Raw genomic sequence first — 14,338 nt, forward strand, 5'->3', positions numbered from 1 at the left:
GTGGTTTGAGGACGAAATGACAGACCTTTTGGACGGCATGGACGCGCAGGAGTTGCAGCCGGAAACACTCTCCAAGAAAGGCTTTGCCGCCCATCTTGGCCTGTCTCCCGGTCGCGTCTCGCAGCTCATCGCCCAAGGCCTGCCGGTCGAGCCGTCCGGCCGCGTCAACATCGAGAAGGCGACTGGCTGGTATCGCCGCAACGTCGATCCGAACCGCCGGCAGGCAACCACAGGCGCCGACGATCGCCGCCTCATCGGAAGCCGTGGCGAATACGACCGCATCCGGGCGGAACGTGCCCGCCTTGCCCTCGATCGCGAAAGCGGCGCCCTCGTCGATCGTGCCGCCGTCGAGCGCGCCGTCTTCGATCGGGCAAGGGGTGAGCGGGATGCCTGGATCGGCTGGTCTTCCCGTGCCGCTGCCGCCTTTGCCGGCGAGCTTGGCGTCGACCCCGGCCAAGCCTTCGCCGTGCTTGATCGCCTCGTCCGTGACCAACTCGCCGCCCTGGCGGCCCGTCCCATGGCGGAGTTCTGACCGATGGAAGATCTTGCCCTCGAAGCCCGAGCCTTCGTCGATGCCGTTTGGCGGCGTGGCCTCGAACCGGAACCGCAACTCACCGTCAGCGAATGGTCGGATCGGCATCGCCTGTTGCCGCAGGCCTCGGCGGAGCCCGGCCCGTGGCGCACGGCCCGCGTGCCTTACCTCCGCGCCGTCATGGATGCCCTGTCGGCCTCATCAGCGATCGAGCGTGTCGTCTTCATGGCCGGCGCCCAGGTCGGCAAGACGGAAGCCGGCTTGAACTGGCTTGGCTACGTCATCGCCCACGCTCCCGGCATGATGCTGCTCGTTCAGCCGACCATCGACATGGTCCGACGCAACAGCCGCACCCGCATAGATCCGCTCATCGAGGAGACGCCCGCACTGCGAGGCCTCGTCGCCCCGCCCAAGGCTCGCGAGAAGGGCAACACGATTGCCCAGAAGGAGTTTCTCGGCGGCTCGCTGATCATGACCGGCGCCAACGCACCTACTGGCCTGAGGTCGACCCCGGCCCGGTATCTGTTCCTTGACGAGGTCGACGCCTTCCCGGTCGATGCGGCCGGCGAAGGCGATCCGATCGACCTTGCCATTCGCCGCACGGCCACCTTCCGAGGCCGGCGCAAAATCTATCTCTGTTCGACGCCAACGCTGGCCGGCGTGAGCCGCATCGAGAAGGCTTATCTCGAAAGCGATCAACGGCGGTTCTTCGTTCCCTGCCCTCAATGCGGCGAGGCGCAACCGATCACATGGGACCGCATCCAATGGCCGGAGGGCGAGCCAGACCGGGCGCACCTCGTCTGCTCGGCTTGCGGCGGCGTCGCCGAGGAGCGGCACAAGCCGGCCATGTTGGCGGCCGGCGAATGGCGAGCAACCGCCGAGGGCGACGGCCGCACAGCCGGCTTCCATCTTCCCGGCCTCTACAGCCCATTCGAGACGTGGGGCGAGATGGCCCGTGACTTCCTGGACGTGAAGGACGATCCGCCACGCCTTCAGGCGTGGGTGAACACTCGCCTTGGCGAGCCTTTCGAGGATCGAGCAACGACGCCAATCCTTGCCGATGACCTGATGGCCCGCGCCGAGGAATGGGGCGACCGCCTGCCGGCCGGCGTGCTGGCGATCACTGCCGGCGTCGACACCCAAGACAACCGCCTCGAGGTGGAGCTCGTGGCATGGGGCGCCCAGGAAGAAAGCTGGTCGCTCGGCTATGAGGTGCTATGGGGCGACCCTGCCAAGCCGGAGGTGTGGACCCAGCTCGACCAGGTGCTCGCACAGCGCTTCCCCATCGAGGGCAGCGACCAAGTGCTCGCCGTTGCCGCCACGGCGATCGACAGCGGCGGCCACCGAACGGCCGAGGTGGTGCGCTTTGCCCAGGGGCGAGCAAACCGGCGCGTATGGGCGATCAAGGGGCGTGGCGGCCCCGGCGTGCCACCATGGCCGAAGCGCCCCCCAAAGCTGAAAGCTGGCTCACCGGCGCCGGTGTTCATCGTCGGCGTCGACACTCTGAAGGCCGCGCTCTATGCGCGCTTACGGCTCGACGGAACCGGTCCCGGCCGGCTGCACTTCCCAAGTGATCGCGATCTCGACTGGTATCGAGGACTGACGGCCGAGCGGCCGATCCGCAAGTTCCACAAGGGCGTGGCCAAGATCGAATGGATCGCCGAAAGCGGCGTCCGTAACGAGCCGCTTGATTGCCGCGTCTACGCGACGGCGGCTCTGCACGGGCTATATGCGACAGGTTACAGGCTCGACGCCGTGGCTAGCGCAACTGGAGGTTCAACGCCCAGGATAGTAATAAAAAGCAAATGGCTACACTTATAGTATGGTGTAACCATTGTATTATTGAAAATATCTTCCAAGATAGCGCTAAATAAACGAATTATGTGGCGTCGTCGGTGTTTATTTCTATATTTGATGGATGCTTTGAAGACAAAAATACCGTCCCATATTTCTTAGCTATATCTTCAACTTTGTTAGCGTAGTTTTCTGTTGCTTGAGAAAAAAGGAAAAACTCGTCAGTTTGGTCATATTGCATTTCATCAGGGGCTACACCTTCTCCTGTTTCTGGGAATGGTGTAAACAACCTCGCCAACAAAACCGCGTTGCTAAACTTGTTGGTCGCATTAATTAGCTGGTTAGGATAATCGGCTGACAAGTCAAATGTGTTTGTCTTTTCAACGGCGATGATTTGATCAATTAAGTTTCTGCAAGAATCCGCAATTTCATCGAGGAATTCTGCGGTTATCCTGCTGGTACTTGATGGATATTTCGATAAACTATACTTGAAGGCGATTGAATTCGCGTGATTGACGACATCAATTGCAGCTAGAGCGTATGCTCGACCGTTGAGCCTCTCCAGTTGATCATCGCGCTTTTTCTCCAAACTTAGAGCCACAAACGAAACTATGAAAACAGAGACCGCACCGAATACACCACTAAAGGCAATTACCCATTCGCGGATACAGGATAATATAGTCTCGGTCTGATCGCAGAGCTGACCGTTCGTATTTGCGATGATCACCACCATGCCATAGAACAATAACGCAAGAAAAAGAGATATAGTTCCGTTGCTTAGGTACTTGCTCATCATTTGCTTCTGAGCCTTACTCCCGCTCCCCCTCCGATGTCGGGAATAAACTCGATGCCGGCCGCTTCAAGCGCCGCCCTGATTGCCTCAACCGTGCGCGGCTTGAGTTCCTCACCTGCCTCAAGTTTAGAGACAGTCGTTGGTGAGACCTTCGCCATAGCAGCGAGTTCCCTCACTCCAATCTCAAGAGCCGCTCGGGCCATACGGCATTGCGCTGCGTTCAAAAGTGTAACCTCGTGACAGAAATGTCTTGACGTGACATGTTTCGCGGTGTCAATTCTGGTACGTCGAACCATTTCTAGCACACGGAGTGCGCCATGAACATGCATTTGCGTGAGGGGCGGAGCTATGCCCGCGAGTTCGTAGAGGTACCCGGCGGCTTCCGGCGCACCGTAGAGGACGCCATCGAGGGGCTTATCGCCGTTCTCGACCAGCTCGACGCCGATCCCGATCTTGAAGACGACAGCCGCCGTCTTCCGCTCGCAACCATGAGGGAGGTCTGAGCATGCCGGCGAGTTCTATATCCGCCTCAGACATCGCGTTGAGGATCGATCCCCTTCTCGGCGCCATCGAAGCCTATGCCGAAATCCTTGTAGCCGCTGGCACCAGCCGGTGCGCCGAGATCACCCCTAACTCCATCATGCGGATAGGCAGCGACATCCTCGAAGCCGTCCAAACGGCGATGGCCATCAGTACCGCGCCATTGCAGGCAAACCAAGCCGGAGAGGCCTGACCATGGATATCTCTTCACTCTCCCGCCGCTCTTTCATCGGCAGGCTTGCAGCCGTTCCTGCTTTAGCCGTTCCCGCCACATTGGCCGGCGCCAGCATGGTCGACGCCGCAGTCATCCCGGACGCCTCCACTCGCCTCGACCGCCTTACGGCCATGCTTGCCCATCTCCGGCAACTGGTGACCACCGAGTTCCCCGAGTTCGAGATCTGGGGAAGCATCCTTCCCGACGAGCCAACAAAAAACGGCTCGCTTCACATGGCTTTCCTTGCGACCTACCAGCCCCCGCCGCCGCCTCCCATCCTCGAATTCAGCGGCCCCGGCGTCTACGAGGTCAACCTCTCGCAATGGCCCAAGACTGACGTTCGCATCCAGCGCTTGGAACGAGCGCCGAAGCACCATCGGTTTGCCGGGCAGTTTCGCTTTCGCTCTCCGAACGCCCGACAAGGCGCCCGCTGGCTATACCGGCCTGAGAGTGAGTTCCGGCTGATCCGGCCGGCAAAGGCTGAAGAAGGAGGGTTTCCACCGGCGTGATGCTCGCAAAATCAATGTAATCTTGACATCGAAATACGCTTCGCGCATTTTCATGTAATCATTACATCGAAAGGCACTCCCCATCATGCCCCTCAAGCGTAGCGAATTCGCCAAGATCGCCGGCATCACCACAACCCAGATGCTCAACCTCGACCGCGAAGGCCGCCACTTCCTGCCGACACCCGGCGACCACGAAGCGGCATCCATCGATGCCGACTCCGTGCGCAAGTTCACGGCGTTTCAGGCTGTCATGTTCCAGCTGTTCGACGATTTGGTGAAGCTGGATTCCATGTCCATGGCTCACGCTTCCAAGCTCGTTTCCATCGCCAACCGTGAGCTTTCCGCGTCGGCACAGCTCGGACGTGACTTCCTGAAGGAGGATGAGCCGCTGTTCGTTGTGTGGCTTCAGACCGAGCGGGCTATCGATGGTCGCTTCGGCGGTCACTCCTGCTTTGCCGGCCCCGCCTCGAAGGTCTTCCCGATCGTGGCCACGGAGCTGACTGCCATCGACGAGGACGGCATCCAGGTCCGGTCCGCCGTTATCCGGAATGTCACCGCCGCCGCCCTGAAGGTCAAAGCCCGCGCCGACGAAGCCGGTATCGAGTTCATCCTCTGATGAGCCCGATCTCGCGCCTCGCCACCCTGCTCCGCCGCACCACCAGCCGCACAACAGAAACCCGCTCGCTCGACGCGGCCGGTAGCGGGAGACGGTGGACGGATGACCGGCAGGCAACTGGACCCGGCGTCGTCTACCAGACGGCACCGACCATCGGGGCGCGAGCCCAACATTTTGCACTGAATACCTCGATCGGCGCCCGGATCACCGAGGCGCTGGTTGGGATGCTGATCGGCGCCGGCATCGTGCCGCGATCGAGGCATCCCGCCCCGGCCATCCGCGAAACTCTGCAACTGTCTTTCAGCTCCTGGACAGATGTGGCGGACGCGGATGGCCGGACGGACTTCTACGGCCAACAGGCACAGTTTGCCCGTGACCTCGTGGTTCTCGGCGAATTCCTCGCCGTGTGGAGTGAAGACACCCGAACCGGTGCGCCGCAGCTCCGGCGCCTTCACCCCGAACAGCTCGACCGCTCCGTGAGCTGGCGCAAGCCGACCGGCTACGCGCTGCAAGGCGTCGAGTTCGACCTTACCGGGCGCATTGTCGCCTACCACATTCGCCCGGCCATGCCGGGTGATGCGCTGGCCGGTTATACGCTTGCGCCCGAGCGGGTGCCGGCCAGCGAAGTTATTCACGGCTTCCGGCCACTGATGCCCGGACAGGTGCGCGGCCTTTCATGGTTCGCGCCCGTGCTGATGCCGGCCAAGGAACTGGACGCGACGCTCGACGCGATGATCCTTCGCACGAAGATCGCCGCCCTTCATGCCGGCTTCATCACCGACAACGAGGGCGGCTCACCCTATGAAGGCGACAGCTCCGGCGCGGCCCAGGAAGTCGCCCTTGAGCCGGGCTCAATGCCCGTGCTGCCCAACGGCAAGCACATCGATTTCTTCCCCCTGCCCGACCAGGGCGGCGCAACCGCACTGGTGACCGGCCTGTTCCGGATGATCGCCGCCGGTGCCGGCGTCACCTTCGAGGCGGCGACGGGCGACTATTCCCAGGTCAACTATTCCTCCGCCCGCATGGCGAAGATGGATTTGCGGCCGTTCATCGAAGGCGTTCAGCATCACGTCGTCGTCTTCGGTCTTTGCCGCCCGGTCTGGAAGCGCTTCGTGCGCTGGCAGTTACTCACAGGCCGCGTTAGCGCTGCCGCCTACATGCGCGAGCCCGGCACCTTCGACGTCGCCAAGTGGTTGCCCCCGGCGTGGCCTTGGATCGACCCCGAGGGCGAAGCCAAGGCGGCCGAGATTGCCCTTCGCACCAACCTTCGCAGCCGTTCCGAGATCATCGCCGAGCGCGGCTATGACGCCGAGGAAGTCGACGCCGAGATTGCCGCCGATGCGGCCCGTCTGAAGCGGCTTGGCGTGGCGCCGGCGGCACAGGTGCAAAGCCCTGCCCCAGTTGCCCGCGCCGTTCCCGAAATGCTGTTCCGCGCCGACTTCCGGCCGGCCTCGATTGACGAGAAGGCCCGCACCGTCGAGCTGATCGCTTCGACCGGCGCCGGCGTCGTTCGCTACGACATCGAGGGACCGTTCCGCGAGGATCTGATCGTCTCGGCCGCTGCCATCGACATGACCCGGCTCGAAGGCATGCCGCTGCTCGACAGCCATCGGCAAGACAGCCTCGACCGCGTGCTCGGCGCCGTGCGCGCTGCCCGCGTCGAAGCCGGCCAACTCATCGTCAAAGTCGAGATCTCCGCCCGTGCCGAAGCCTTCTGGCAGGACATCCGGGCGGGGATCATCCGCAATGTTTCCGTCGGCTATCTCCCGATCCAGTGGAAGGACGGTTTGGACGCGAAGGGCGCTCGCGTTCGCACCGTGACCCATTGGGAGCTTCGGGAGGTTTCACTTGTCCCGGTCGGTGCCGACCCGACCGCCAGAACCAGGAAGCTCGAAGATGCATGATACCGAAGCGCCCGTCTTGACGCGCAACGCGCCTGATACGGCCGTGCCGCCGTTCCAGCGGTCGGCCGAGACCGTCGTCCCGACGCCGGCCCCGCAGCCGCAGGCCGCGCCGACGATCGAGACCCGCGCCGCCGTTAACGGCGAGATCCGCGCCCTTGCCACCACCTTCGATCTCGGCTCGGATTGGGCGAACGGCCTGATCGATCGTGGCGCGACCGAAGGCGAGGCCCGTGCGGCCGCCCTGGAGACGTTGCGGACCCGTGCGCCACGCGCGCCGATCATCACCGCCAGCGTTGGCGCCACGGGCCTGCATGACGATCCGATGCAGTTCCGGTCTCTGGCAGGCGAAGCGGTCTATGCCGTTCGCGCCAATCCGCGCCATCAGCTTTCCGAGCCGGCTCGTGCCTTCGCCTCCATGACGACGCTCGACCTTGCCCGTGAGTGCTGCCGGCGTGCCGGTATCTCGACCGCCGGCATGGTGCCGGCCGAGACCATCACCCGCGCCCTGTCGACCAGCGACTTTCCGGCCATCTTCGCCGACACGGCCAACCGCACCTTGCGCGCCTCCTACGAGACGGCGCCGGCCGTGCTGAAGCGCCTCGCCCGGCAGTCGACGGCCAAGGACTTCCGCGCCAAGACCGCCCTCCAGGCCGCCGACATGGCGAAGCTCGAAAAGGTGAGCGAGCGCGGCGAATACAAGTACAGCGCCTTTGTCGAGGGCAAGGAAAGCTACAAGATCGGTACCTATGGGACGATCATCAGCCTTAGCCGGCCAATGCTCATCAACGACGATATTGGCGCCTTCACCGGCCTGTCGGGCAAGCTTGGACTCGCTTCGGCGGAATTCGAGGCTCAGTTCCTCGTCGACCTGTTGATCGCCAACGGCGGTGTCGGCCCGACGATGGACGACGGCAAGCCGGTGTTTCATGCCAGCCATGGCAACCTTGCCGAAGGCGGCGGCCCGCTCTCGACCAACACCCTCTCGGCCGCCCGCCTCGCCATGCGCCGGCAAACCGGCCCCAACGGTCGCCCGGTCGCGGTGACGCCGAAGTTCCTTCTGGTGCCGCCGGAACTGGAGACCACTGGCGAGACCGTGCTTGCTTCGGTGCAGCCGACCAGGACCGAGGACGTCAATCCCTTCGGCGGCAAGCTCGAACTGCTCGTAGAGCCGCGCCTCACCGATACCGGCCGCTGGTACGTTGCCGCTGACCCCGTCACGGCCGAAGGCCTCGAATACAGCTATCTCCAGGGCGCCGAGGGTCCGCAGACCCAGAGCCGCGAGGGCTTCGAGGTCGATGGCGTTGAGGTGAAGGTCCGGCTCGATTTCGGCGCTGCCTTCCTCGATTCCAAGGGCTGGTACATGAACGAGGGCCAGTGATGGCCGACGATCTCGCCAAGCTGACGACGGAACTCAATCACCTGCTCGATACCCGCCGCAAGGGCGTCAAGTCCTACGAAATCAGCAGCAGCGGCGGCATGTCCCGCCGCCTCGAATACCGATCCGACGCGGAACTCGCCGAAGTCATCGCCGACCTTGAACGCCGCATTGCGGCGCTCTCCGGTGGCCCGGTTCGCATGGTCCGCTTCTCTTCCTCGAAAGGCATCTGAACGTGAAGAACTTCATTCAGCAGGGAAACACCCTTGACCTTACCGCCCCGGCCGGCGGCCTCGTCTCCGGCCAGGGCCATCTCTTCGGCGACCTGTTCGGCGTGGCTGCGACCGACATCGCCGCCGGCACCAAGGGCGCCGTGGCACTCACCGGCGTCTACCACCTTCCCAAGGCGGCCGGCGAAGCCCTGACCGAAGGCGCCGCCGCTTATTGGGACGGTGGCAAGGTCACCACGACCGCCGCGGGGAATTTCAAGATCGGCAACGCTACCGAGGCGACGGCCGCAGCCGCGGCGACAGTCGCCGTCCGGCTTTCGAACTGAGGTGGCGACATGGGGAAGCGCAAGCCAATCGCCACCCAAGCCCAGATCACCCGCGCCATCAAAGGCGCGGAGGGTGCCGGCCTCAAAGCGGCACGCGTTGAAATAGACCTGGACGGCAAGATCGTCATCATCGCCGGGACAGCAGAGCCCGAACCCGCAACCGCTCTCGATAGATGGATTAACGGCCGTGGTCCGCGTCAAGCTTAAGGGCATCAACTCGAAGACCAAGAAGCTCGCTGACGGCAGCTTCAAAACCTACTGGTATGCCTGGAAGGGCGGCCCAAGACTTGAAGGCGTTCCGGGCAGTGCCGAGTTCGTCGCAAGCTACAATGCCGCTGTATCCCAGAAGCGCCAAGCTCCGGCCGGAACGCTGCTATCGATCATGAACGGCTTTCAGGCCAGTCCCGAGTTTACGGAACTGGCCGAGCGTACCCGCAAGGACTACGTCAAGCACATCCTGAAGATTGAGAAGGAGTTTGGCGACTTTCCAACCTCCGCCCTACCCGATCGCCGGACCCGCGCAATCCTTCTGGGATGGCGCGACGAGCTGGCGCAGAAGTCACGGCGACAGGCCGATTACACGTGGTCCATCCTCGCCCGCATGCTGTCTTGGGCGGAAGGTCGCGGGCTCATCGCGGTTAACCCTTGTTCCAAGGCCGGCCGGCTCTATCGGGCGGACCGGAACGACAAGGTTTGGACCGACGATGACGAGGCGATGTTCCTTAAGCATGCCCCGGCCCATCTGCATCTTCCCTTGATGCTGGCGCTTTGGACCGGACAGCGCCAGGGCGATCTCCTGCGCCTGCCCTGGACAGCCTACGATGGCGAAAAGATTCGCCTGAGGCAGAGCAAGACAGGTGTTCGAGTCGTTATCCCCGTCGCTACGGCTCTCAAGGCGATGCTGGACCCGATTCGCAAGCGTGAGCCCTCACCGATCCTCGTGAACTCCTACGGCTCTCCCTGGACCCCTGCCGGCTTCCAGACGGCATGGGCTCGCGCCTGCGAGAAAGCAGGCATCGAGGGCCTAACGTTTCATGATTTGCGCGGCACTGCCGTAACTCGCCTTGCCAAGGCCGAATGCACCGAGGCGGAGATCGCCACGCTTACCGGCCATTCGCTTCGAGATGTGCGATCGATCCTCGATTCCCACTACCTCAGCCGCGATCCAACGCTCGCCGAGTCAGCCATAAGGAAGCTCGAAGCGAGAACAAAGTTTCCCGACCAAACGCCCGACCGAGCCGGGACGTTCCATGAACCAAACGGGAAAAGCGTAGTGAAATGAATTGGCTGGGGGACCTGGATTCGAACCAAGACGAACGGAGTCAGAGTCCGTCATTCTACCGTTAAATTATCCCCCAGCGGGACCCCGACGGTTTCGGAGGCGGCGGCGAAGCGGCGCTTCGTCGGCTGCGGCGTTCTGGTACCCGATCGAAATCGCCCTGTCAAGGCGCCGGCAAAGGTTCTGTCGAAGGGGGCGCCGGAGGCCTGAGTTGGGGCCGACAGAAGCGCCCGTGCAGGGTGCAGACCGCCTCTAGCCTTTATTACCCACGTCACAAATGACGATAGGATTTAGGGTATATTAAGAAAACCGCCGCCAAAAGTCGCGCCGCGACCTGACGCACCCGGTCTTTCCATGCCAATATGTCGGTTACGCGATCGCGCCAAGATGCCGGCCGCCGCAAGGCGTACCGGCCCAGAACAACGATAGCGACGCACCCCGGTCGCCGACGATGGACTACGCTGCACTCCGATGCCGTGGACGAATTTTGCCCATGATCTCCCGCCGGAAGAGCCGGGAGCGCCTGACGACAGTGGTGCACTGCTGCGCCTGATGCAGCTCGTGCTGGCTGGCGTCGACGCGTCGGGAAGCGAGGGCTGCCGATTGACGCGCGATTCGGCCATCGTCAGCGTCGCCCGCGCTCTGGTGGGCGAGGCGACCGAATGGACCGCTGCCAGCCGCACGGCCACCATGGCGCTCCGCGACCTCGTCTGGCGTGTCGACACGGCGCGCGGTCTGCTCCTGGACAAGGTCGGCGATCGCGCCCGCAAGGACGTCGAGGCGCTGCTCGACACGGCGGACATCCACGCTTTTCTCAAAACCGCCCTCGGCACACCTCGCGCGTCGGAAGATGGCGAAGAAATCGCCCGAAACGGTTGACAAACGGCCCGCCGCGTTGTGGTTTGGCGGCCTTTCCGGGACCGCCGCGAGAACCATGAGATGAGCAGCCTTGAATCCTCCCCCGCCGAAGCGCGGCTTCACCGCGAAATCGAGCGGCGGCGCACCTTCGCCATCATCTCCCACCCGGACGCCGGCAAGACGACGCTGACGGAAAAGCTGCTGCTGTTCGGCGGCGCCATCCAGATGGCCGGTCAGGTGCGCGCCCGCGGCGAGAATCGCCGCACCCGTTCCGACTGGATGAAGATCGAGCGCGATCGCGGCATCTCCGTCGTCACCTCGGTGATGACGTTCGAGTATGGCGGCAACGTCTTCAACCTCCTGGACACGCCGGGCCACGAGGACTTTTCCGAGGACACCTACCGCACGCTGACCGCCGTCGATAGCGCCATCATGGTGATCGACGCGGCCAAGGGCATCGAAGACCGCACGCGCAAGCTGTTCGAAGTCTGCCGCATGCGCGACATCCCCATCGTCACCTTCGTCAACAAGCTCGACCGCGAGGCGCGCGACCCGTTCGAAACCCTGGACGAGATCGAGAAGACCCTTGCCCTCGACACAGCACCGATCACCTGGCCTGTCGGCTCGGGCAAGGACTTCATCGGCACCTATGACCTGAAGCGCCGCCAGACCCGCCTGATGAACGAAAAGGGCGACGACCACCACGACGAGATCGGCGACGACAAGCTCAATCAGCTTCTTGAGCAGCGCTATCTCACCGAGCTTCGCGAAGGCATCGATCTCGCCGCCGAGGGCACCAACGCCTTCGATCTTCAGTCCTTCCGCGAGGGGCACCTGACGCCGGTGTTCTGGGGATCGGCGCTGCGCAATTTCGGCATCAAGGACATTCTGGATGGCCTCGCCGCCTATGCCCCCTCCCCGCGCGATCAGGCAGCATCGAGCCGCGTGGTCAAGGCGGACGAGCCGAAAATGAGCGCGTTCGTCTTCAAGATCCAGGCCAACATGGATCCCAACCATCGCGACCGCATCGCCTTCGTCCGCCTCTGCTCGGGCAAGCTCAATCGCGGCATGAAGGTCAAGCACGTCCGGACACAGAAAACCATCGGCCTCACCGCGCCGCAGTTCTTCTTCGCCCAGGACCGCCAGATCGCCGATGAGGCTTGGGCCGGCGACGTGGTCGGCATTCCCAACCATGGCACGCTGAGAATCGGCGACACCCTGACCGAGGGCGAGAACCTGACCTTCGTCGGCGTTCCGAGCTTCGCGCCGGAAATCCTGCGCCGCGTCCGCCTGGAAGACGCCATGAAGGCCAAGAAGCTGAAGCAGGCCTTGCAGGAGCTCGCCGAAGAAGGCGTCGTGCAGGTGTTCCGGCCGGTCGACGGCTCGCCAACCCTGGTCGGCTTCGTTGGCGCGCTGCAGCTCGACGTGCTGCAGGGCCGCCTCGACCAGGAATACGGCCTCGAGGTCGGTTTTGAAGTGAGCCAGTACAACATGGCCCGCTGGCTGGCCGGCGACCGTCAGGACGTGATCGACTTCCAGAACGGCAACCGCTCAGCCATGGCCGAGGATGTCGACGGCGATCCGGTGCTGCTCGCCACCTCCGGCTATGCCTTCAACTACATCAAGGAGAAGTGGCCGAAGATCCGCTTCACAGACATCAAGGAAACGCAGGCGCGGGCCGCGGAAGGCTGAGCCGCCGCGATCGTCCCCTCCGAAGACGAGAAAGGCCGGGCTCGCTGCCCGGCCTTCGTTTTTCCATGGGTCTCAACCGCCCTCGTCAGCCGAAGGCGGCGGCCATCAGCTCGCGGGTATAGCTCTCGCGCGGCGCGTCGAAGATCTGGTCGGTCGAACCTTCCTCGACGATCTTGCCGCCCTTCATCACGACGATGTAGTCCGAGAGCGCCCGTACGACCGCGAGATCGTGGCTGATGAACAGGTAGCTGAGCCCGTGCTTGGCCTGCAGGTCGCGCAACAGCTCGACGATCTGCTTCTGCACCGAGCGGTCGAGGGCGGACGTCGGCTCGTCCAGCACCACCACCTGCGGCTTCAGGATGATGGCGCGAGCGATGGCGATGCGCTGGCGCTGGCCGCCTGAGAACTCGTGCGGATAGCGGTTGCGCGTCGCCGGGTCGAGGCCGACCTCCATGAACGCCTTGATGGCCCGGAGATCGCGGTCCTTCTTGCTGAGCTGCGGCTCGTGCACCAGCAGTCCCTCGGTCACGATCTGCCCGGCCGTCATGCGCGGGCTGAGCGAGCCGAACGGATCCTGGAACACAAGCTGCATCTGCCGGCGGTGACGACGCATCTCCTGGCGGCTCGCCTCCGAGATGTCGTCGGTGCCGAAGCGGATGGCGCCGGTGCCATGGTTGAGGCGCAGGAGCGCCCGCCCCAGCGTCGACTTGCCCGAGCCGCTCTCGCCGACGATGCCGATCGTCTGGCCTTCCTTCAGGCGAATATCGACATGATCGACGGCATGAATGTCGAGCTTCTTGCCGCCCATGAAGCCACCGCCCATGGTGAAGCGGACGTCGACGTCCCTGCCCTCCAGCAGCACCGGCGCATTGTCCGCCGGCGGTTCCTTGCGGCCCGTGGGTTCGGCGGCGAGCAGCATCTGGGTGTAGGGATGCTGCGGATTGGCGAAGATGTCGGCCACCGTGCCGGTCTCGACCACCTCGCCGGTCCGCATGACGGCGACCCGGTCGGAGAAGCGGCGGACGATGCCGAGATCGTGGCTGATGAACACAATGGCAAGGCCGATCCGCTGCTTGAGCTCGGCGAGCAGCTCCAGGATCTGGGCCTGGATCGTCACGTCGAGCGCCGTGGTCGGCTCGTCGGCGATCAGGAGTTCCGGATCGTTGGCGAGCGCCATGGCGATCATCACGCGCTGACGCTGCCCGCCGGACATCTCGTAAGGGTAGCTGTCGACGCGTCGCTCCGGATCGGGGATCTTGACGAGCTTGAGAAGCTCGATCGCCCTCTCCCTCGCCGCCTTGGCCGAAAGACCCCGGTGGCGCATCATCGGCTCGGCAAGCTGCTTGCCGATCTTGTAGAGCGGGTCGAGCGAGGTCATCGGCTCCTGGAAGATCATGGTGATCTTGGCGCCGCGGATCTTGTTCAGCTTGCCGAGCGGCAGGCCGATCATCTCCTCGCCCTGAAACTTGGCCGATCCCTCGGCCCGACCGTTGCTGGCGAGCAAGCCCATGATCGCCATCATGGTCTGGCTCTTGCCCGAGCCGCTTTCGCCGACGATGGCCAGTGTCTCGCCCTTGCTGACCTGAAGGTCGATGCCTTTGACGGCGTGAACGTCACCGGCCGGCGTCGAAAAGCGAACGTTGAGCCCGCGGATGTCGAGTAGCGTTTCGGCCATG

Annotated in this window: 16 protein-coding genes and 1 tRNA gene; 14 read left to right on the forward strand and 3 right to left on the reverse strand. The window is 63.5% G+C overall.

Features of this window, described 5'->3' with window-relative positions; genetic code table 11:
- Positions 1-16: 16 nt before the first annotated feature.
- Positions 17-532, forward strand: coding sequence for a hypothetical protein (locus tag M4J39_RS04385; protein WP_251726568.1), 516 nt, complete (start codon positions 17-19; stop codon positions 530-532).
- A 3-nt stretch (positions 533-535) separates the two neighbouring features.
- Positions 536-2,353, forward strand: coding sequence for a phage terminase large subunit family protein (locus M4J39_RS04390; protein WP_251726569.1), 1,818 nt, complete (start codon positions 536-538; stop codon positions 2,351-2,353).
- A gap of 58 nt (positions 2,354-2,411) precedes the next feature.
- On the opposite strand, the gene M4J39_RS04395 is transcribed toward M4J39_RS04390, so the two are convergent.
- Complete coding sequence (locus tag M4J39_RS04395; RefSeq protein ID WP_251726570.1) at positions 2,412-3,122, reverse strand: hypothetical protein; 711 nt, start codon at positions 3,120-3,122, stop codon at positions 2,412-2,414.
- Positions 3,123-3,436: 314 nt separating this feature from the next.
- On the opposite strand from M4J39_RS04395, the gene M4J39_RS04405 reads away from it, so the two are divergent.
- The 10 genes from M4J39_RS04405 (at position 3,437) to M4J39_RS04450 (ending at position 10,115) form a co-directional block, all read left to right on the forward strand.
- A complete protein-coding gene (locus tag M4J39_RS04405; RefSeq protein WP_251726572.1) occupies positions 3,437-3,622 on the forward strand; it encodes a hypothetical protein in 186 nt (61 codons plus the stop codon).
- Between the two features lie 2 nt (positions 3,623-3,624).
- Positions 3,625-3,852 carry a hypothetical protein gene (locus tag M4J39_RS04410; RefSeq protein WP_251726573.1) on the forward strand — a complete coding sequence of 76 codons (228 nt, stop codon included), beginning with the start codon at positions 3,625-3,627 and terminating at the stop codon, positions 3,850-3,852.
- 2 nt (positions 3,853-3,854) lie between these two features.
- A complete protein-coding gene (locus M4J39_RS04415) occupies positions 3,855-4,382 on the forward strand; it encodes a hypothetical protein (protein WP_251726574.1) in 528 nt (175 codons plus the stop codon).
- A gap of 85 nt (positions 4,383-4,467) precedes the next feature.
- Positions 4,468-4,998 carry a hypothetical protein gene (locus M4J39_RS04420; protein WP_251726575.1) on the forward strand — a complete coding sequence of 177 codons (531 nt, stop codon included), beginning with the start codon at positions 4,468-4,470 and terminating at the stop codon, positions 4,996-4,998.
- A complete protein-coding gene (locus tag M4J39_RS04425) occupies positions 4,998-6,902 on the forward strand; it encodes a phage portal protein (RefSeq protein WP_251726576.1) in 1,905 nt (634 codons plus the stop codon). The genes M4J39_RS04420 and M4J39_RS04425 overlap by 1 nt, the downstream gene beginning before the upstream one ends.
- Positions 6,895-8,280, forward strand: a complete 1,386-nt coding sequence (locus tag M4J39_RS04430) for a prohead protease/major capsid protein fusion protein (protein WP_251726577.1) — start codon at positions 6,895-6,897, stop codon at positions 8,278-8,280. Before M4J39_RS04425 ends, M4J39_RS04430 begins: the two co-directional genes overlap by 8 nt.
- Positions 8,280-8,510, forward strand: a complete 231-nt coding sequence (locus M4J39_RS04435) for a phage head-tail joining protein (protein ID WP_251726578.1) — start codon at positions 8,280-8,282, stop codon at positions 8,508-8,510. Before M4J39_RS04430 ends, M4J39_RS04435 begins: the two co-directional genes overlap by 1 nt.
- A gap of 2 nt (positions 8,511-8,512) precedes the next feature.
- Entirely contained in the window at positions 8,513-8,833 is a 321-nt protein-coding gene (locus M4J39_RS04440; RefSeq protein ID WP_251726579.1) for a capsid cement protein, read from the forward strand.
- A gap of 9 nt (positions 8,834-8,842) precedes the next feature.
- A complete protein-coding gene (locus tag M4J39_RS04445) occupies positions 8,843-9,040 on the forward strand; it encodes a hypothetical protein (RefSeq protein ID WP_251726580.1) in 198 nt (65 codons plus the stop codon).
- Positions 9,021-10,115: a tyrosine-type recombinase/integrase gene (locus tag M4J39_RS04450; RefSeq protein WP_251726581.1), complete on the forward strand. Its 1,095-nt coding sequence runs from the start codon at positions 9,021-9,023 to the stop codon at positions 10,113-10,115. The genes M4J39_RS04445 and M4J39_RS04450 overlap by 20 nt, the downstream gene beginning before the upstream one ends.
- Before the next feature lie 2 nt (positions 10,116-10,117).
- On the opposite strand, the gene M4J39_RS04455 is transcribed toward M4J39_RS04450, so the two are convergent.
- Positions 10,118-10,191 (reverse strand) — tRNA-Gln (locus M4J39_RS04455).
- A 392-nt stretch (positions 10,192-10,583) separates the two neighbouring features.
- Here M4J39_RS04455 and M4J39_RS04460 point away from each other — a divergent pair.
- Both M4J39_RS04460 and M4J39_RS04465 read left to right on the forward strand, forming a co-directional pair.
- Positions 10,584-10,991 (forward strand): hypothetical protein, encoded by a 408-nt coding sequence (locus tag M4J39_RS04460; protein ID WP_251726582.1) that lies wholly within the window; start codon positions 10,584-10,586, stop codon positions 10,989-10,991.
- A 60-nt stretch (positions 10,992-11,051) separates the two neighbouring features.
- Positions 11,052-12,662: a peptide chain release factor 3 gene (locus M4J39_RS04465; RefSeq protein WP_251726583.1), complete on the forward strand. Its 1,611-nt coding sequence runs from the start codon at positions 11,052-11,054 to the stop codon at positions 12,660-12,662.
- 85 nt (positions 12,663-12,747) lie between these two features.
- Here M4J39_RS04465 and M4J39_RS04470 read toward each other — a convergent pair whose 3' ends face one another.
- The gene (locus M4J39_RS04470; protein WP_251726584.1) at positions 12,748-14,337 is read right to left on the reverse strand and encodes an ABC transporter ATP-binding protein; all 1,590 of its coding nucleotides are present in this window, start codon (positions 14,335-14,337) and stop codon (positions 12,748-12,750) included.
- Position 14,338 lies beyond the last annotated feature (1 nt).

It is taken from the genome of Pleomorphomonas sp. NRK KF1 (assembly GCF_023721755.1).
Lineage (GTDB): Bacteria > Pseudomonadota > Alphaproteobacteria > Rhizobiales > Pleomorphomonadaceae > Pleomorphomonas.